The following is a 17,641-nucleotide window of genomic DNA, read 5'->3' as shown; positions in this document are numbered from 1 at the left end:
TGACGGCGGCCTCGGCGGGGCCGGCGGAACCGGCGGGGTCGGGGGTTTGTTCAGCTCCGGCGGGGCCGGCGGCGACGGCGGTAACGGCGGCAGCGGCGGCGACGGCGGTGCCGGTGGCAACGCCGGAATGCTGTTCGGCAATGGCGGTGTGGGCGGCCGCGGCGGCACTGGCTTCGCCAGCGGGACCGGCTTGGGTGGGGTGGGCGGCAGCGGGGGCAACGGCGCACTGTTCGGCAACGGCGGCGACGGCGGCGCCGGCGGCGACGCGATCGAGTCGGCTACCGGAGGCAACGGCGGGATCGGCGGCAACGCGCGGCTGATCGGCAACGGCGGCAACGGCGGCAATGCCGGATCCGGGCCGACCCCAGGGCTGAGCGGCGGCGCCGGCGGCGCGGGCGGGCAGCTGCTGGGACAGCGTGGCAACAACGGCCTGGCGTAGCAGGGAACGCAGCGCAAGCATGGGCCCGGCCACGTTTAAGCTGGCCCGGTGACTGGCTGGGTGCCCGACGTCCTGCCCGGCTACTGGCAGCACACCATCCCACTCGGGCCCGACCCGGACGGCGAGGGCGACATCGTCGCGACGCTGGTCCGCCGCGGTCCGCAGCCGACCGGCGACCACGCGGTACTCGCGGTGCACGGCTATACCGACTATTTCTTCCAGACCGCGCTGGCCGACCACTTCGCCGGCCGCGGCTTCACCTTCTATGCAGTGGATCTGCGCAAGTGCGGCCGCTCCCACCGAACGGACCAGACGCCGCACTTCACCACCGACCTGGCCAGCTACGACGACGAACTGAACCGGGCGCTGGCGCTCATCCGCGGGCAGGGCGACGTCAAGGTGGTGGTCTACGGGCATTCGGCGGGCGGGCTGATCGTGTCGTTGTGGCTGGACCGCCTGCGCCGACGCGGTGTGATCGCACAGGCCGGCGTCACCGGCCTGGTGCTGAACAGCCCCTTCCTCGACCTGCACGGACCGGCGATCCTGCGACTGGGGGTCACCTCGGCCACCATCGCCGCCTTGTCGCGAATGCGTAGCAAGGCCGTCGCGCGGGGCAGCGGCACCGGCGGTTACGGATCCAGCCTGCACCGCGACTACCACGGCGAGTTCGACTACAACCTGCAGTGGAAACCGCTGGGCGGTTTCCCGGTGACGTTCGGCTGGCTGCACGCGGTACGCCGCGGCCAGGCACGGCTACATCGCGGGCTCGACGTCGGGGTGCCCAATCTGGTCCTGAGATCGGACCACACCGTGGCCGAGACCGCGGGACCGGCCGCCCTGCAACGCGGCGACGCGGTGCTCGACGTCAGCCAGATCGCCCGGTGGGCCGGGTGTATCGGCAACCGCACCAGCATCATTCCCGTGCCGGACGCCAAACACGACGTGTTTCTCTCGCTGGCCGAACCGCGCCGGTTAGCCTATCGCCATCTGGACCGCTGGCTGGACGAGCATCTGAGCAGGTTCAACGACACCGACTCCCCGGTCCCACCGGGGGACCAGTCGGGGAAAGGATGACGCATCGATGGAGACCTACGACCTGGCGATCATCGGAACCGGTTCGGGCAACAGCATTCTCAACGAGCGCTACGCCGGCAGGCGGGTCGCGATCTGCGAGCAGGGCACCTTCGGCGGGACGTGCCTCAACGTCGGGTGCATCCCGACCAAGATGTTCGTCTATGCCGCCGAGGTGGCCAAGACGATCCGGGGTGCGTCGCGCTACGGCGTCGATGCGCACATCGACGGCGTGCGCTGGCCGGACATCGTTTCGCGGGTCTTCGGTCGCATCGACCCCATCGCGCTCAGCGGTGAGGAATACCGTCGCTCGCTGCCCAACATCGACGTGTACAGCAGCCACACCCGCTTCGGGCCGGTCGAGGCCGACGGGCGGTACTTACTGCGCACCGACGACGGCGAGCAGTTCACCGCCGACCAGGTGGTGATCGCCGCCGGCTCGCGCCCGACGATCCCGGTGGCCATCGCCGCCTCCGGCGTCACATACCACACCAGCGACACCATCATGCGGCTGCCGGCCCTGCCCGATCACCTGGTGATCGTCGGAAGTGGTTTCGTGGCAACCGAATTCGCCCACGTCTTCTCCGCTCTGGGCTCGCGGGTGACGCTGGTGGTGCGCGGCAGCTGCCTGCTGCGCCAGTGTGACGAAACCATCTGCGAACGGTTCACCCGCATCGCGGCCGACAAGTGGGAGGTGCACACCCATCGCAATGTCGTCGACGCGCGGAACCGGGGATCGGGTGTGTCGTTGCGGCTCGACGACGGAAGCACCATGGATGCCGACGCCCTGCTGGTGGCGACCGGGCGGATCTCCAACGCCGACCTGCTGGACGCGGAGCAGGCCGGGATCGCCGTCGAGTCCGGGCGCATCGCCGTCGATGAGTACCAACGGACCTCGGCACGTGGTGTTTTCGCACTGGGCGACGTGTCGTCGCCGTATCAGCTCAAGCATGTGGCCAACCACGAGGCACGGGTGGTGCAGCGCAATCTGTTGTGCGACTGGGACGACACCGCCTCGATGGCCGTCACCGATCACCGGTTCGTCCCGTCGGCGGTGTTCACCGATCCCCAGTTGGCCAGCGTCGGGCTGACCGAGAACCAGGCAGTGGCACGGGGATTCGATATCTCGGTCAAGGTCCAGGACTATGGCGACGTCGCCTACGGGTGGGCGATGGAGGACACCACCGGAATCGTCAAGCTGATCGCCGATCGCGGCAGCGGATGCCTGCTGGGCGCGCACCTGATGGGGTATCAGGCCTCGTCGCTGATTCAGCCGCTGGTGCAGGCGATGAGCTTCGGACTCACCGCTCAGGAGATGGCGCGCGGCCAGTACTGGATTCATCCCGCGCTGACCGAGGTCGTGGAGAACGCGCTGTTGGGCCTGGGGTGACTCAGCCCCGGCGCGCTCCGGGATGACGGCCCCTGGGCGGCCGCGGATCGGTGGGGTCGCTCTCCCCCTCAAGATGGTCCTGCACGATTTCCTGGCAGGACGGACACAGCCCGTGCAGCGTCAGACCGGCCGCCTCCGACAGCGCGAAGGAACTGCCCGCCATCGCGTGTTCGAGCGCCGAGCTGAGCTGCCGGGCCGGCACTTCGATGATCGCCCCGCACTGCGTACAGACGGCGTGGTGGTGCGGTGCGGTGGCCATGCCGTAGGTGGTGACGCCGCCGTCGAGGGTCAACGCGTGCAGCACACCCTGATCGACCAACGTCGTCACCGTGCGGTAGATGGTCGCCAGGTCGGGGGGCTGGACTCCCGGGGACAGGCAGGCCGGCAGCCGGTGCTGGATCTCGGCCACCGACAGGTGCCCGTTGACCGGTTCCAGGACCGCCAAGACCTGGATCCGCGACGACATCCGCCGCAGCCCACGCGCACGTAGCAGTTCGCCGATCCGCGCGGTGGCCGCCGGATCCAGCCCCGCCGGTTCAGTCGTCACTCGACCAGTGTCCCGCCCCCGCGTCGGGATTGCCAGCGCGGCCCGGCCGGCGCGGCGACCCGCTGGTTGCGGCCGGATTCGCGGCGAACCTACAGTTGGGCGCAGCGCGAGGGGGAAGGACGTGATGGCCAGCGATCAGCCTGAGCGGCCCTCGCGCCTGTTGCGCCTTCGCCGCGCGATGTCGCCCGCCGAGTGGCGGCGGCTGGGGCTGATGCTCGCGGTGATCGCCGCGCTGCACCTGATCGGCTGGCTGACTCTGATACTGGTGGTGGAGCCGGCGCGCTTGAGTCTGGGCCACAAGGCATTCGGTGTCGGAATCGGGCTCACCGCCTACACCCTTGGGCTGCGGCACGCGTTCGACGCCGACCACATCGCCGCCATCGACAACACCACCCGCAAGCTGATGAGCGAGGGCCGGCGGCCCCTGGCCGTCGGCTTCTTCTTCGCTCTGGGCCACTCCACGGTGGTGTTCACCCTGGCGCTGCTGCTGGCGGCCGGACTGCGCGCCGTCGCCGGACCCGTCCAGGACGACTCGTCGCGGCTGCACTTCTACACCGGCCTGATCGGCACCGCCGTGTCGGGCGGGTTCCTGTATCTGATCGCGCTGTTCAACATCGTCGTGCTGGTCGGAATCCTGCGGGTGTTCCGGCGGCTTCGCCAGGGGCGGTTCGACCAGAAAACAGACGGCGCCGAACTCGAGCGGCAAATGGACAACCGCGGCCTGGTCAACCGATTTCTTGGACGCCTGACCAAGTCGATCACCGAGTCCTGGCACATGTATCCGCTCGGGCTGTTGTTCGGTCTGGGCTTCGACACCGCGACCGAGATCGCGCTGCTGGTGCTGGCCGGGACCGGCGCGGCGTCCGGGCTGCCCTGGTACGCAATCCTGTGCCTGCCGGTGCTGTTCACCGCCGGCATGTGTCTGCTGGACACCATCGACGGCTCATTCATGAACTTCGCCTACGGCTGGGCGTTCGCCAATCCGCTGCGCAAGATCTACTACAACATCACCGTCACCGGATTGTCGGTGGCGGTGGCGCTGCTGATCGGCACCGCGGAGTTGCTGGGGTTGTTCGCCGATCAGTTCGGCTGGCACGGCGGCCTGTGGGATCGGATCGCCGGCCTGGACCTCAACACGGTGGGCTTCGTCGTGGTCGGGTTGTTCGTCCTGACCTGGGTCGTCGCGTTGGCCGTGTGGCGCTACGGACGGCTCGACCAGAAGTGGGCGCCGCAGCGCGTGAATAGCCGCTCGGAGTAGAGTGGCCGGCGGTGCATGAGCTATCGCTGTGCCAGGCGATCGCAGGGGTGGTCAAGGGCCACGCCGAGGGTCGTCACGTCGACGTCGTCCGGGTTCGGATCGGCACGCTTCGGCAGGTCGTTCCCGAATCCCTCTCGTTCTGTTGGACATTGCTGCGCGAAGCCGAGGGCATGCCGGACGCGGAGCTGGTGTTGGAGTGTGTCACCGCCGAGGTGCGCTGCCGGGCCTGCGGCTGTTGCTCGGCGATCACTTCGCCATGGTCGCTCTGGTGTCCGAAATGCGAAAGTCCCGACGTCGAAGTGTTGCGCGGCAACGAGTTTCTGGTGACCTCTCTGGACGTGTCCTGAAAATGGCTTGCTCCGGCCCGGATTCACCACCATCTACTTGCCAATAATTCGCAACACTGCCCCGGGCGGTGCGGGAATGACGAGGCTGACCATAAGTGCGCACAATCCACCTGGGCGAGCAACATTGTGGCGACCAATACGCACGCAGATCTCGTTGTGCCCCAGTATCTTTCGTTGCCGCCGCCAGAATATCCGACAGCCGTGCACCTATGCGCTCAGGCCAAACCGTTGACATTGCCCGACGGCGCGAGTAGGCCTGAAACTAGCGCCGCGCAAGTGGGCCGACGGTCGACTCCGGCGGCGCAGGGGTCCCAGCCCGACCCCGGAAAGCTGCAGTATGCCAACGGAAGCAGCAGTCAAAGCAGAACAGGCACTGATTCACGTTTTGTGGATCAACGCAGGCCTCAGTTGTGACGGTGATTCGGTGGCGTTGACTGCCGCCACCCAGCCCAGCGTCGAGGAGATCGCCCTGGGTGCGCTCCCCGGTCTCCCGCAGGTCGCCGTCCACTGGCCGTTGATCGATTTCGAATGTGGGCCCAACGGAGGGGCGGACGACTTCCTCGAATGGTTCTTCAGGGCCGATCGTGGCGAACTGGAACCTTTCGTCCTCGTCGTCGAGGGGTCCATTCCCAACGAGAAGATCAAGGATGAAGGCTACTGGTGCGGGTTCGGGAACGACCCGGCCACGGGTCAGCCCATCACCACCAGCGAGTGGCTGGACCGCTTGTCCCCCAAGGCAACCGCGATCGTCGCAGTCGGGACCTGCGCCACGTATGGCGGCATCCACGCGATGGCCGGCAATCCCACCGGAGCGATGGGTGTGCCGGACTACCTCGGCTGGGACTGGAAGAGCAAAGCCGGCATCCCGATTGTCTGCGTGCCCGGCTGCCCGATCCATCCGGACAACCTGGCCGAGACATTGACCTACCTGCTGTACATGGCGACCGGCCAGGCGCCGATGATCCCGCTCGATGACGCGCTGCGCCCCAAGTGGCTGTTCACCCAGACGGTGCACGAGGGATGCGACCGGGCCGGCTACTACGAGCAGGGTGATTTCGCCAAGGAATACGGCTCCCCCAAATGCATTGTCAAACTTGGGTGCTGGGGTCCCGTGGTGAAGTGCAATGTGCCGAAGCGGGGCTGGATCAACGGTATCGGGGGATGCCCGAATGTGGGCGGCATCTGCATCGGCTGCACCATGCCGGGCTTCCCGGACAAGTTCATGCCGTTCATGGACGAGCCGCCGGGCGGAAAACTTTCCAGCACTGCATCGGGTCTGTACGGGACCGTGATCCGAAGCTTGCGGCACATCACCGGAAAGACCGTCGACAAGGAACCGCGCTGGCGCCACAAAGGCACCGAACTGACCACTGGAGCCCGCCGTACCTGGTGAACGTCACCACCGGCTTCATCGTCCACACAGCCCGCAGGGCGGAGAGCAGTATCTGCTATGACAACCATCATTCCCGAACCGTCAACATCCAAGCGGGAACCCGGTCAGCTCGTCGAAATGGCCTGGGACCCGATCACCCGGATCGTCGGCAGCCTCGGCATCTACACCAAGATCGACTTCGAGAACCGAGAAGTGGTCGAGTGCCACAGCACGTCGTCGATCTTCCGTGGCTACTCGATCTTCATGAAGGGCAAGGATCCGCGCGACGCCCACTTCATCACCAGCCGCATCTGCGGAATCTGCGGCGACAACCACGCCACCTGCTCGTGTTATGCGCAGAACATGGCCTACGGCGTGCAGCCGCCGCACATCGGGGAATGGATCGTCAACCTCGGCGAGGCCGCGGAATACATGTTCGACCACAACATCTTCCAGGAGAACCTGGTGGGCGTGGACTTCTGCGAGAAGATGGTCGCCGAGACAAACCCGGGAGTGCTCGCCAAGGCGGAGAACACCGCCGCACCCCACGCCGGGGCGCACGGCTACAAGACGATCGCGGACATCATGCGCTCGCTCAACCCGTTCAGCGGTGAGTTCTACCGCGAGGCGCTGCAGGTGAGCCGGTGGACCCGAGAGATGTTCTGCCTCATGGAAGGCCGCCACGTGCATCCCTCCACGCTGTATCCGGGCGGGGTCGGGACGGTGGCCACCATCCAGCTGATGACCGACTACATGACCCGGCTGATGCGCTACGTGGAATTCATGAAGAAGGTCGTGCCCATGCACGACGACCTGTTCGACTTCTTCTACGAGGCACTGCCGGGTTACGAGAAAGTCGGGTTGCGCCGCACGCTGCTGGGGTGCTGGGGCTCCTTCCAAGACCCCGAGGTGTGCAACTTCGAATACAAGGACATGGAACGCTGGGGTAACGCGATGTTCGTGACCCCGGGAGTCGTGGTGGACGGCAAGCTGGTCACCCACTCGCTGGTCGACATCAACCTCGGCATCCGGATCCTGTTGGGCAGTTCGTATTACGACGACTGGACCGACCAGGAGATGTTCGTCAAGACCGACCCGCTGGGCAACCCGGTAGACCGGCGGCACCCGTGGAACCAGCACACCAACCCCCATCCGCAGAAGCGGGAGATGGAGGGCGGGAACTACAGCTGGGTGATGTCGCCGCGCTGGTTCGACGGCAAGGACCATCTGGCGCTGGACACCGGCGGCGGCCCGTTGGCCCGGTTGTGGTCGACCGCGCTGGCCGGCCTGGTCGACATCGGCTACGTCAAGGCCACCGGCAACAGCGTCAAGATCAACCTGCCCAAGACCGCGCTGAAGGGTCCCGTCGAGTTCGAGTGGAAGGTGCCCCGGCACGGCTCCAACACGATCGAACGCAACCGCGCCCGCACCTACTTCCAGGCCTATGCGGCAGCGTGTGCGCTGCACTTCGCGGAGAAGGCGCTGGCCGAGATCCGGGCCGGGCGAACGAAAACCTGGGAGAAGTTCGAGGTTCCCGACGAGGGTATCGGCTGCGGCTTCACCGAGGCGGTGCGCGGCGTGCTCAGCCATCACCTGGTGATCCGCGACGGCAAGATCGCCAACTACCACCCGTATCCGCCCACACCGTGGAACGCCAACCCACGCGACAGCTACGGCACGCCGGGCCCCTACGAGGACGCGGTGCAGGGTCAACCGATCTTCGAGGAGAACGACCGCGAGCACTTCAAAGGCATCGACATCATGCGCACGGTACGCAGTTTCGACCCGTGCCTGCCCTGCGGCGTGCACATGTACCTGGGCAAGGGCAAAACGCTGGAGAGATTGCACACGCCCACCCAGTCGCCCGTCGGGCAGTGATGATCGCAAGCCCGGCGAAGCCGGGCGCTGCGGGTCATCACCAACAAGGCAGTGATGATCGCAAGCCCGGCGAAGCCGGGCGCTGCGGGTCATCACCAACAAGGCAGTGATGATCGCAAGCCCGGCGCAGCCGGGCGCTGCGGGTCATCACCAACTAGAAAGTGATGAGATGGTGGATCGCCCAGACACTCTCGAGGCCATCTCCGATCCAGACGCAGATTGGCGCGACGTGGGCGATCGGATCCAGACACTGCTGGATTCCTTCGCCGCGGGCGGGGCGGCCACCCATGAACGCGCACAGCATCTGGTCCGCGAAGTGGTCGGGCTCTACGGAGCCGGGCTGGAACGGATCATGTTGCTGGCCGAACCCGAGTTAGCCGAGCGGCTGGCCACCGACGACCTGGTGGCCAGCCTGCTCCTGGTGCACGGCCTGCATCCGCACGACCTCCGGCGCCGGGTGTCCGACGCGTTGGACGGCGTACGCCCGTACCTGGGTTCACACGGCGGCGACGTCGACCTGATCGAGATCACCGACGGCACGGTGCGACTCGCCTTCCAGGGCAGTTGCAAGAGCTGCCCGTCCTCGGCGGTGACGCTGGAGCTTGCGGTGCAGGACGCGGTCCGCGCGGCCGCCCCGGAGATCACCGAGATCGAGGTGGTGACGGCCGCACCCAGCAACGTCATTCCGGCGGAATCGTTGCTGGCGCCGGTACGTTCGAACGCGGCCACGGCATGGCATCCGGTGCCGGAGTTGGCCGGCCTGGCCCCCGGTGAGGTCGCCGGTTTCCTCATCGCCGACACCGTGGTGCTCACCTGCCGGGTCGGTGACCGGTTTTTCGCGTATCGAGACCACTGCCCGGTGTGCGCCGACTCGTTGGCGGGCGCGCGGCTGCACGGCAAGGAACTCGAATGCCCCGGTTGTGCAACGCACTTCGACGTGGTCCAGGCGGGGGCCGGTCCCGGTGCCGGCCACCTCGAGCCGCTGCCGGTGCTGTCCCGCGACGGGGTGCTGTCGGTGGCACTGCCGCGCGAAGTGCTGGGGGCTTCGGCGTGAGCAGTCCCTACGATGTGTTGAGCCGCATCACCGGCCCCCGACCGCCCGAGCCGGCCGGCGAGCGGTGCGAGATGTGCGCCGAATCGATCGCCGACGAGCACCAGCACGTGGTGAATGTGGCCGGGCGGCAACTGATGTGCGTCTGCCGCGGCTGCTACCTGCTGTTCACCGACCCGCGTGCCGAGTTGCGCTACCGCGCGGTGCCGAACCGCTACCTGATGTTCGCCGACTTCGCGCTGGACCGCCGCGCCTGGGAGTCGATGCAGATTCCCGTCGGGGTGGCGTTCTTCTTCACGAATTCGGGTTTGGGCCGCACCGCGGCGTTCTATCCCGGCCCGGCCGGTGCGTGCGAGTCCGAGCTGGACCTGGACACCTGGAATGCCATCAGGGCCGCCGATCGCCGCGCCGACCTGCTCGCCGACGATGTCGAGGCGCTGCTGGTGCGGGTGCCCGACGACGGCGAGACCGCGCCGGAGACCTTTCTGGTCCCCATCGACGCCTGCTACGAATTCGTCGGACGACTGCGGATGCTGTGGCGCGGGTTCGACGGAGGGCAGGAAGCACGCGCCTTCATCGATGACTTCTTCGCACAGATCGCCGCCCGAGCCAAGACACACCACCATGAGTGACCAGTTGGACGTTTCCTTCGCTGTGCTTGACGTGGCGCCCGAACCCTATGCCGTCACACCGACGCTGACCGCGCGCATCGGGGTCGTCGCCGGCGCTCCGAGCGGGGAGGCGCCGTCGGTGCACGCGATCGCCCTGCGCTGCCAGGTTCGCATCGAACCGCTGCGCCGCTCCTACACGGACGAGGAAGCCGCCGGGCTCACCGACCTGTTCGGGACCCGCGATCGGTGGGCGACCACCCAGCGCACCTTCCTATGGCAGCACTGTGCCGCGACGGTGCCGGGATTCACCGGTGACACCACCGTGGCACTGCCACTGGAGTGCACCTACGACTTCGAGGTCACCGCGGCCAAATACCTGCACGCCCTCGACCAGGGTGCGCTGCCGCTGCAATTCCTTTTCAGCGGAACGATTTTCGTCAAGTCACCGCGCGGGTTCTGCGTTCAGCAGGTGTCCTGGGACTGCGAGGACCGCTACGACATGCCGGTCGGTGTCTGGCGCGACCTGATCGCCCTGCATTATCCGAACACCGGATTCGTGCGGCTGCGGCACGAGACCGTCTCAGCGCTGGCCGGTTACAAGTCGGCGCGGGGACTGCTCGACCTCGATGATGCCGTGGCTGAACTGCTGGCCGACTCGTCGCAGCGCGAGGCCGCGATATGACCGCCGGCTGGGACCGCGCCCGCGCCGTCGCCGACGCGGTGCTCTACGAGGGATACCTGCTTTATCCCTACCGCGGGACATCGAGCAAGAACCAGTCCCGCTGGCAATTCGGTGTGCTCGGGCCGGCCGGGGCGGCCGCCGCCGGCCTGGGCGAGGACGACACCCTGTCGGCGCAGTTCCTGGTGCACTCGGCCGACGCCATCACCCTGGTGGTGCGCTTTCTGCAGCTACAGCGCCGGGAGGCCCAGCGCGAGAATGTCGACGGCTTCGAGCCGGTCGACTCGCTGAGCACCCCGGCCGGGTCCTGGCTGACCTGGGACGAGGCGGTGGAATCCGAAACGTCGTTCGGCCCGTTGGCCCTCGACGCTGCGCCGTGGACCCTGCCGGTACGCGCGGCGGCCACAACCGAGATCGAGGCCGTCGACGGTGGTCGTCTGGTTCGCCAACGGCACGAGGTGCTCGGCCAGTTGACGGTTTCCGCCGAGCCCGAAGGCGACCTGCTGCGGGTCTGCGTGCGCTTGTCCAACACCGGCGCACCCGCCACGGACCGCGACGACGCCCTGGCGCGCTCCATGATCGGCACCCACCTGATCGCCGAAGCCATTGGCGGTGAGTTCGTTTCGCTGCTGGAGCCGCCGGACGCAGCGGTCGGTGCGGTATCGCGGTGCGGTCATCATCGGTGCTTTCCGGTGCTGGCCGGCCCACCCGGCACCCGCGACTTGCTGCTGATCTCGCCGATCATCCTTTACGACCATCCCGAGGTGGCGGAGCAGAGCGGCACCGCACTCTACGACTGCACGGAGATCGACGAGATCCTTACGCTGCGGGTGATGACGATGACCGATGCAGAGAAAGCGCAAGCCCGGGCCACCGATCCGCGGGCTGCCCGGATCATCGATCGGTGCGACGCCATGTCGGCCGAAGACATGGGACGCCTGCACGGCGTGCTGAGGGATCCGCATCATGGGGCCGGGCTGGTCCCCGAGATACCCGACGGCGTCGACTGGTGGGACCCACTGGTCGACAACGCGGTTCGCCCGGATACCGATGCCGCTGTGGTACAAGGTATTCCGGTGGCCCGCGGCAGCCGCGTCGTGCTGCGGCCGCGGCGAAACGCCGACGCGCAGGACATCTTCGTGGCCGGCAAGACCGCGCGCGTCACCTCGGTGCACGAAGACGTCGAGGGCAACAAACACGTGGCAGTGGTGGTGGAGGACGACCCGGCCGCCGACCTGCACGACTGGTATGGCCGTTACCTGTACTTCTCGCCCGACGAAATCGAGCCGCTCACCGACACCCTCACCGAAAGGAACCCGTTATGGACGTCTTAGGTTGGATATTCGTTGCTCTGATCGCACTGGTCGTTGCGGCAGCCGTTGGTGTGGGCCTGGCCTCCCTGCCGGACGCCAAGCGGTACCTGCGACTACGGCGCATGTAAGCCGGGTTGGCTTGTGACAGCACGCATCCTGGTAGCCGGCATCGGCAACATCTTCCTCGGTGACGACGGTTTCGGGTCCGAGGTGGCCCGCCGCGTCGCCGTCCAGCGCGACGGCGTCCGTGTCGTCGACTACGGCATCGGCGGCATGCATCTGGCGTATGACCTGCTGGAGGACTGGCATGCACTCGTACTGGTCGACGCGATACCCTGCCGCGGCAACCCGGGCACCCTGCACGTGTTCCAGGCCGACCACGACAGCGGCTTGGGCACAGCCGCTCTCGATGCGCACAGCATGGATCCGGAGACGGTGTTCGCCAGCCTGCGGGCGCTGGGCGGCACCCCGCCCTACACCGTGATCGTCGGTTGCGAGGTGAGCAGCGTCGCCGAACACCTGGGGCTGACCGATCCGGTCGCTGCGGCCGTGCCCCGCGCGGTGCGTGCCGTCGATAAGCTCGTTGCCGCGCTGAATGATTCAGCGACCGTAGCGCAGGAGTCCTGATGTGTCTGGGCATACCCGGTCAGGTGATCCGGGTGCTGGACGGCTACGAAGGACAACTCGCCCTGGTCGATGTGGCCGGCGGGCAGCGCAAGGTGAACATCGGGATGCTGCCGGAGGAGACTTTCGGCCCCGGCGACTGGGTGATCATCCATATGGGTTTCGTCGTGGAGAAAACCGATCGCGCCGGCGCCGAACAGGCCATGGCCGGTCTGGAGTTGATGGGCCGGGGTCCGGGGCCGGAGGGCGGTTGAGATGACCGCCGAACCCCTGACACCCGATGTCCGACAACGCATCACCGTGACCGGGGTGGTCCAGGGTGTGGGCTTCCGTCCGTTCGTCCATCGCCTCGCCACCGAGCTGGGGCTGGCGGGGTTCGTGGGGAACGAGTCGGGGGCGGTGTTCCTGGAAGTGCAGGGCGATCGCGACCGGCTGAACGAGTTCGCGCGCCGATTGCGGACTCAGGCACCGCCACTGGCCCGCATCAGCTCGATCTCGATGGCCGACATCGGTTTCCAGAGCTGCCGCGCACCGGCGTTCCGCATTGTGGCCAGCCGGGCCGCCGGCGGCCGGGCGACGCCGATCCCACCCGACGTCGCGGCGTGCGAAGACTGTGTGGCCGAGCTGTTCGACCCGCACAACCGGCGCTATCGGCACCCGTTCATCACCTGCACCAACTGCGGACCACGGTTCACCATCATCCGGTCGCTTCCCTACGACCGCCCGGCCACCACCATGTCGGGCTTCACCATGTGCCCGCGGTGCGCCACCGAATATCAGAACCCCGCCGACCGGCGTTTTCACGCCCAACCCATCGCCTGCCCGGATTGCGGACCGTCGCTTTGGTTTCAGTCGCCGGGCGGGAAAACCACCGGCTCCGATGCCGCGTTGGCGGCGGCGCAGTCGGCGCTGACATCCGGCGCGATCGTGGCCGTCAAGGGCATCGGCGGCTACCACCTGGCCTGCGTTGTCGACGACGAGTCGGTGGTCGGTGAGTTGCGGGCGCGAAAGTCGAGAGGGGCCAAACCTTTCGCGGTGCTGGTGCGCGACCTCACGGTCGCCCGTCGCTTCGCGTTCATCGACGACGCCGAGGCCGCGATCCTGACCGGCCCGGCGCGGCCGATCGTGTTGCTGCGCCCACGGTTCGACGCACCGGTGGCCCACGCCGTCGCACCCGGCAGCCCGTTGATCGGCCTGCTGCTGCCCTACTCCCCCATCCATCATCTGCTGCTGGCCGGCCCGCTCGACTCCTTGGTGTTGACCAGTGCCAACCGGTCCGACGAGCCGATCATCTTCACCGAAGAAGCCGCAGCGCAGCACCTTCCGGCGTTGTGCGATGCCGTGCTCGACCACGACCGACCCATCCACGTACCCTGTGACGATTCGGTGGTGCGGGTGGTGGACGGCCGGGAGCTGCCCATCCGCCGCTCGCGCGGCTATGCGCCGCTGCCGGTCGATCTCGGTGTGGAGGGTCCGCCGGTGCTGGCGGTAGGCGGTGAGCTGAAGAACACCTGCTGCGTGACCGACGGTTCCCGCGGCTACCTGTCCGGCCACATCGGCGACATGGGCGGCTATGAAACCCTGCGGGCCTTCGAGCGTGCCGTCGGCCAACTCAGCGACATACGCGGCCGCCCGACCCGGTTGGCGGCCGACCTGCACCCCGGCTATCACACCCGCAACTGGGCGCAGCGGCACGCGGAGGACCGGAAGCTGGATCTCGTCCAGCACCACCATGCGCACGTGGTGTCGCTGCTGGCCGAGCATAGGCGCCTCGGCCGGCCGGTGATCGGCGTGTCCTTCGACGGCACCGGCTACGGATCCGACCAGACCATCTGGGGCGGCGAGATTCTGCGCCTGGGCCGTGCGAGCCACCGATTCGAACGCGCCGGCCACCTGCGGCCGGTACCGCTACCCGGGGGCGACGCCGCGGTGCGCAATCCGTGGCGGATGGCGCTGTCCCAGCTACGGCAGGCCGGTGTCGGCTGGGATCCGGACCTGGCGCCGGTCGCCGCCGCCACGCCCGGCGAATTGCGGCTCACCCGTTCGCTGTTGGACAGCGGTACCGCCTGCGTCCCGTGCTCGAGCATGGGCCGGCTGTTCGATGCGATCGCCTCCTTGCTGGGTGTGCGCCACCGCATCGACTACGAGGGGCAGGCGGCCGTCGAGTTGGAGGCACTGGCGCAGACGGCCGCGACGTGGGAACCGCTGACCCTCGCGGTGGGGCCCGACTCTGTGATGGACCCAGCACCCATGGTGCGGGCCATGGTGGCGGCACTGCGCGATGCGGCGCAGCCGGCCGCGCTGGCCGCCGGCTTTCATCGGGCGGTGGCCGATGCCGTCTGCGAGGTGGTGTGCCAGGTGGCCGGATCGATTCGGCTGGTCGGCCTTACCGGCGGTGTCTTCCAGAACGTGCTGCTGCTCGGGCTGTGCCGTTTCCGGTTGCAGGCGGCCGGCTTCGAGGTCCTCACCCACCACCTCGTCCCACCCAACGACGGCGGGCTGGCGCTGGGCCAGGCCGCCATCGCCACGCTGATCGCCCGGGAGGAGGAGGCGCGATGAACAGCACTGCCGCCATGGATCGCGGCCTGGCGGCCGATCTCGCGGCCGCCGCATTCGCGATCGCCGGGCGGTTCGCGGCCGGCGCCACCATGTGGTCCATCGCGCCGTCGGGTGAACCACACGCCCTGCACATCGCGGTGGAATTCGTGCACCCGGTGATCGTGGGCAAGCGGGCGCTGCCCGCGGTCGCGCTGACCGGTCCGGAACTTGTTGACCTGGTGCGGGTTTCGGTATGTCCCGGCGACATGGTGATCGCGGTGGCCGGAGCCGATGATGCCCAGGTGCAGTCGGTGATGCGGCGCTGCCCGGCCTGGGGTGCCACGACGATCTGGATCGGCAGCGGCGCCCGCCCCGATCCCGGCGCCGCCGATCATGTCCTTTGGTTGGACGACCCCGATCCCCGGGTGCCGGCGACCGGTGGATTCGTGTTGTTCTACCACCTGTTGTGGGAACTGACCCATGTGTGTTTCGAGCATCCGGGGCTTTTCAAAGCGGCGCGCGAACCAGAGTGCGCGGAGGATGTTTGCCTCACCTGCAGCGACGAAGGGCGCCTCGGCGAGGTGCTCACCCCGGCAGCCGACGACCTTGCCACCGTCCGCACGGCGCGCGGTGCCGAAACCGTGGTGACGACGCTGATCGGCCCGGTAGCCGCCGGTGACCTGGTGCTGGTGCACGCGGGCACAGCGATCTCCCGCGTCGGGGAGGCCTGATGACGCAATCCGAGCCCACCAACTTCCTGTACCCGTTCATCGACGCGCAGGAAGAAGACCCGGCGTCGCTACTGGCCGACCTTGCCGCTTCGGCGCAGGCGAAGGCCGCCGAGAGCCTCGCGGTACGCCAGGCCAGCTTGGCGAGCAACGCCGACGTGCTGGACCGGGCCGCGACCGAACTGGACCGGCGCTTCAACGCGGGCGGACGGATGTTCACCTTCGGAAACGGTGGCAGCAGCACCGATTGCACCACCCTGGCCGGTTTGTTCGCCCGGCCGCCGCTGGGAACGCCGTTGCCGGCCTGGTCGCTGGCCACCGACCAGGCGATCATCACCGCCCTGGGCAACGACGTCGGATTCGAGCTGGTATTCGCCCGCCAGCTGATCGCCCGCGCAAAATCCGGTGACGTCGCTGTCGCCATGTCGACCAGCGGCAATTCGCCGAACCTGCTGGCCGCGCTGACCGAGGCCCACCAACGCGGGCTGTACACCGTCGGTTTCGCCGGTTACGGCGGCGGCGCCTTCGCGCACAACTCGAGCGTGGACGCCTGCTTTGTGGTCGATTCCCAAAGCGTGCACCGGATCCAGGAGGCCCAGGCGCTGCTCGGTTATCGGCTGTGGCTGGCCGTGCAGGATAAGTGCGACCAAAGACTAGGAGCGGCGCAGTGAACACGCCAGCGGGTGAATATCTCTCGTCGGGACCGCGATTCGCCGAAGGCCAGGTGATCGAACGCATCGAATCGTTCCGCCGGCGACGCCCCCGCTTGCTCGACGACCACGTGACGTTGGCGCACGGAGCCGGTGGCAAGGCGTCGGCGGCGCTGCTGGACGCCGTGTTCCTGGACGCGTTGCGCAACCCGCTGCTCGAGTCACTGGGCGACGGCGCGGTGCTCACCCTGCCCAGCGGCGAGCGGATCGCCATGTCGACCGACTCATTCGTGGTGCAGCCCATCCGTTTTCCGGGCGGCTCTATCGGCTCCCTGTCGGTGCACGGTACCTGCAACGATCTCGCGATGGCCGGTGCGGTGCCGTCCTGGATCTCGGCGGCGTTCGTGCTCGAAGAGGGTTTTCCGATCGCCGAACTCAAGGAGATCGTCGCAGACATGGCCGCCGCGGCGGCTGCCGCAGGCGTGCAGGTCGTCACCGGGGACACCAAGGTGGTGCCCAACGGCGCGGCCGACGGCCTGTTCATCACCACCACCGGCACCGGCGTCATTCCCGAAGGGCGCACGTTGACGGCCACAGCGGTCCGCGCCGGCGACCGACTGTTGCTGTCGGGTTCGATGGGTGACCACGGCATGGCGGTCATGCTGGCCCGCGGCGATCTGGCCATCGAGGCCGACATCGATTCGGACACAGCATCATTGAGCCCACTCGTCGAACTGTTGCTGGCGGCGGCGCCGTCCACCCGCTGGCTGCGCGACGCCACCCGGGGCGGGGTGGGCACCGTCTGCAACGAACTGGCACAGGCCTGCGGGCTCGGCGTGGTACTCGACGAAGAACGGCTACCGGTGCGGCCGACCGTCAACGGGGCGTGCGAGCTGCTGGGCATCGACCCCCTTTACGTCGCCAACGAAGGCAAGTTCATCGCCGTCGTGGCTCCCGATGAGGCGCAGGCGGCACTGGCCGCCCTGCGCTCACACCCGCTGGGGGCCGATGCCGCCGACGTCGGAGAGGTCGTGGCCGAACCCGCCGAAAGCGTGGTGTTGCGAACCGGTTTCGGCGGCTCCCGGATCGTCGACATGCTGGTCGGCGACCCGTTGCCCCGAATCTGCTGAACCCGAGAGAGGAGA

19 protein-coding genes are annotated in these 17,641 nt (G+C 67.8%); 18 read left to right on the top strand and 1 reads right to left on the bottom strand.

Annotation, left to right across the window (positions count from 1 at the left end):
• The 3 genes from AC5Y7D_RS28810 to mtr form a co-directional block, all read left to right on the top strand.
• Nucleotides 1-439 (top strand): PE family protein (locus AC5Y7D_RS28810; protein WP_499929445.1); only part of this gene is annotated, 439 nt, incomplete at its 5' end.
• Nucleotides 440-487: 48 nt separating this feature from the next.
• Entirely contained in the window at nt 488-1,513 is a 1,026-nt protein-coding gene (locus AC5Y7D_RS28805; RefSeq protein ID WP_499929444.1) for an alpha/beta hydrolase, read from the top strand.
• Nucleotides 1,514-1,520: 7 nt separating this feature from the next.
• Nucleotides 1,521-2,900, top strand: a complete 1,380-nt coding sequence (gene mtr / locus AC5Y7D_RS28800; protein WP_499929443.1) for a mycothione reductase — start codon at nt 1,521-1,523, stop codon at nt 2,898-2,900.
• Nucleotide 2,901: 1 nt separating this feature from the next.
• On the opposite strand, the gene AC5Y7D_RS28795 is transcribed toward mtr, so the two are convergent.
• Nucleotides 2,902-3,447 (bottom strand): Fur family transcriptional regulator, encoded by a 546-nt coding sequence (locus AC5Y7D_RS28795; RefSeq protein WP_499929442.1) that lies wholly within the window; start codon nt 3,445-3,447, stop codon nt 2,902-2,904.
• 124 nt (nt 3,448-3,571) lie between these two features.
• Between AC5Y7D_RS28795 and nicT the strand changes: the two genes are divergently transcribed.
• From nicT to hypE, 15 genes are all read left to right on the top strand, one after another.
• A complete protein-coding gene (gene nicT, locus AC5Y7D_RS28790; protein WP_499929441.1) occupies nt 3,572-4,705 on the top strand; it encodes a Nickel transporter NicT in 1,134 nt (377 codons plus the stop codon).
• Between the two features lie 11 nt (nt 4,706-4,716).
• On the top strand, nt 4,717-5,052 hold the full coding sequence (locus tag AC5Y7D_RS28785) for a hydrogenase maturation nickel metallochaperone HypA (RefSeq protein ID WP_499929440.1): 336 nt from the start codon (nt 4,717-4,719) through the stop codon (nt 5,050-5,052).
• Between the two features lie 337 nt (nt 5,053-5,389).
• Nucleotides 5,390-6,445: an NADH-quinone oxidoreductase subunit B family protein gene (locus AC5Y7D_RS28780; RefSeq protein ID WP_499929439.1), complete on the top strand. Its 1,056-nt coding sequence runs from the start codon at nt 5,390-5,392 to the stop codon at nt 6,443-6,445.
• Nucleotides 6,446-6,502: 57 nt separating this feature from the next.
• A complete protein-coding gene (locus AC5Y7D_RS28775) occupies nt 6,503-8,302 on the top strand; it encodes a nickel-dependent hydrogenase large subunit (RefSeq protein ID WP_499929438.1) in 1,800 nt (599 codons plus the stop codon).
• Between the two features lie 169 nt (nt 8,303-8,471).
• A complete protein-coding gene (locus AC5Y7D_RS28770) occupies nt 8,472-9,356 on the top strand; it encodes a NifU family protein (protein WP_499929437.1) in 885 nt (294 codons plus the stop codon).
• Nucleotides 9,353-9,985 carry a DUF5947 family protein gene (locus tag AC5Y7D_RS28765; protein ID WP_499929436.1) on the top strand — a complete coding sequence of 211 codons (633 nt, stop codon included), beginning with the start codon at nt 9,353-9,355 and terminating at the stop codon, nt 9,983-9,985. The genes AC5Y7D_RS28770 and AC5Y7D_RS28765 overlap by 4 nt, the downstream gene beginning before the upstream one ends.
• Complete coding sequence (locus tag AC5Y7D_RS28760; RefSeq protein WP_499929435.1) at nt 9,978-10,646, top strand: DUF6084 family protein; 669 nt, start codon at nt 9,978-9,980, stop codon at nt 10,644-10,646. Before AC5Y7D_RS28765 ends, AC5Y7D_RS28760 begins: the two co-directional genes overlap by 8 nt.
• The gene (locus tag AC5Y7D_RS28755; RefSeq protein WP_499929434.1) at nt 10,643-11,977 is read left to right on the top strand and encodes a hypothetical protein; all 1,335 of its coding nucleotides are present in this window, start codon (nt 10,643-10,645) and stop codon (nt 11,975-11,977) included. The genes AC5Y7D_RS28760 and AC5Y7D_RS28755 overlap by 4 nt, the downstream gene beginning before the upstream one ends.
• On the top strand, nt 11,965-12,084 hold the full coding sequence (locus tag AC5Y7D_RS28750) for a DUF6893 family small protein (protein ID WP_499929433.1): 120 nt from the start codon (nt 11,965-11,967) through the stop codon (nt 12,082-12,084). The genes AC5Y7D_RS28755 and AC5Y7D_RS28750 overlap by 13 nt, the downstream gene beginning before the upstream one ends.
• Nucleotides 12,085-12,097: 13 nt before the next feature.
• A complete protein-coding gene (locus tag AC5Y7D_RS28745; RefSeq protein WP_499929432.1) occupies nt 12,098-12,583 on the top strand; it encodes a hydrogenase maturation protease in 486 nt (161 codons plus the stop codon).
• Nucleotides 12,583-12,834, top strand: coding sequence for a HypC/HybG/HupF family hydrogenase formation chaperone (locus tag AC5Y7D_RS28740; protein WP_499929431.1), 252 nt, complete (start codon nt 12,583-12,585; stop codon nt 12,832-12,834). The genes AC5Y7D_RS28745 and AC5Y7D_RS28740 overlap by 1 nt, the downstream gene beginning before the upstream one ends.
• A 1-nt stretch (nt 12,835) precedes the next feature.
• Nucleotides 12,836-15,139: a carbamoyltransferase HypF gene (gene hypF, locus AC5Y7D_RS28735; RefSeq protein ID WP_499929430.1), complete on the top strand. Its 2,304-nt coding sequence runs from the start codon at nt 12,836-12,838 to the stop codon at nt 15,137-15,139.
• On the top strand, nt 15,136-15,849 hold the full coding sequence (locus tag AC5Y7D_RS28730; protein ID WP_499929429.1) for a HypC/HybG/HupF family hydrogenase formation chaperone: 714 nt from the start codon (nt 15,136-15,138) through the stop codon (nt 15,847-15,849). The genes hypF and AC5Y7D_RS28730 overlap by 4 nt, the downstream gene beginning before the upstream one ends.
• Entirely contained in the window at nt 15,849-16,517 is a 669-nt protein-coding gene (locus AC5Y7D_RS28725; RefSeq protein WP_499929428.1) for a D-sedoheptulose-7-phosphate isomerase, read from the top strand. The genes AC5Y7D_RS28730 and AC5Y7D_RS28725 overlap by 1 nt, the downstream gene beginning before the upstream one ends.
• On the top strand, nt 16,514-17,626 hold the full coding sequence (gene hypE, locus AC5Y7D_RS28720; RefSeq protein WP_499929427.1) for a hydrogenase expression/formation protein HypE: 1,113 nt from the start codon (nt 16,514-16,516) through the stop codon (nt 17,624-17,626). Before AC5Y7D_RS28725 ends, hypE begins: the two co-directional genes overlap by 4 nt.
• Nucleotides 17,627-17,641 lie beyond the last annotated feature (15 nt).

It is taken from the genome of Mycobacterium sp. NGS49, assembly GCF_059812565.1.
Note: the sequence above shows the minus strand (reverse complement) of the source record. Positions and strands in the feature narration are given on the sequence as shown.

Coding starts and splice junctions, on each gene's coding strand:
- mtr (WP_499929443.1), top strand. CDS start 1,521: ATGGAGACCTACGACCTGGCGATCATCGGAACCGGTTCGGGCAACAGC.
- nicT (WP_499929441.1), top strand. CDS start 3,572: ATGGCCAGCGATCAGCCTGAGCGGCCCTCGCGCCTGTTGCGCCTTCGC.
- AC5Y7D_RS28780 (WP_499929439.1), top strand. CDS start 5,390: ATGCCAACGGAAGCAGCAGTCAAAGCAGAACAGGCACTGATTCACGTT.
- AC5Y7D_RS28775 (WP_499929438.1), top strand. CDS start 6,503: ATGACAACCATCATTCCCGAACCGTCAACATCCAAGCGGGAACCCGGT.
- AC5Y7D_RS28770 (WP_499929437.1), top strand. CDS start 8,472: ATGGTGGATCGCCCAGACACTCTCGAGGCCATCTCCGATCCAGACGCA.
- AC5Y7D_RS28760 (WP_499929435.1), top strand. CDS start 9,978: ATGAGTGACCAGTTGGACGTTTCCTTCGCTGTGCTTGACGTGGCGCCC.
- AC5Y7D_RS28755 (WP_499929434.1), top strand. CDS start 10,643: ATGACCGCCGGCTGGGACCGCGCCCGCGCCGTCGCCGACGCGGTGCTC.
- AC5Y7D_RS28750 (WP_499929433.1), top strand. CDS start 11,965: ATGGACGTCTTAGGTTGGATATTCGTTGCTCTGATCGCACTGGTCGTT.
- AC5Y7D_RS28740 (WP_499929431.1), top strand. CDS start 12,583: ATGTGTCTGGGCATACCCGGTCAGGTGATCCGGGTGCTGGACGGCTAC.
- hypF (WP_499929430.1), top strand. CDS start 12,836: ATGACCGCCGAACCCCTGACACCCGATGTCCGACAACGCATCACCGTG.
- AC5Y7D_RS28730 (WP_499929429.1), top strand. CDS start 15,136: ATGAACAGCACTGCCGCCATGGATCGCGGCCTGGCGGCCGATCTCGCG.
- AC5Y7D_RS28725 (WP_499929428.1), top strand. CDS start 15,849: ATGACGCAATCCGAGCCCACCAACTTCCTGTACCCGTTCATCGACGCG.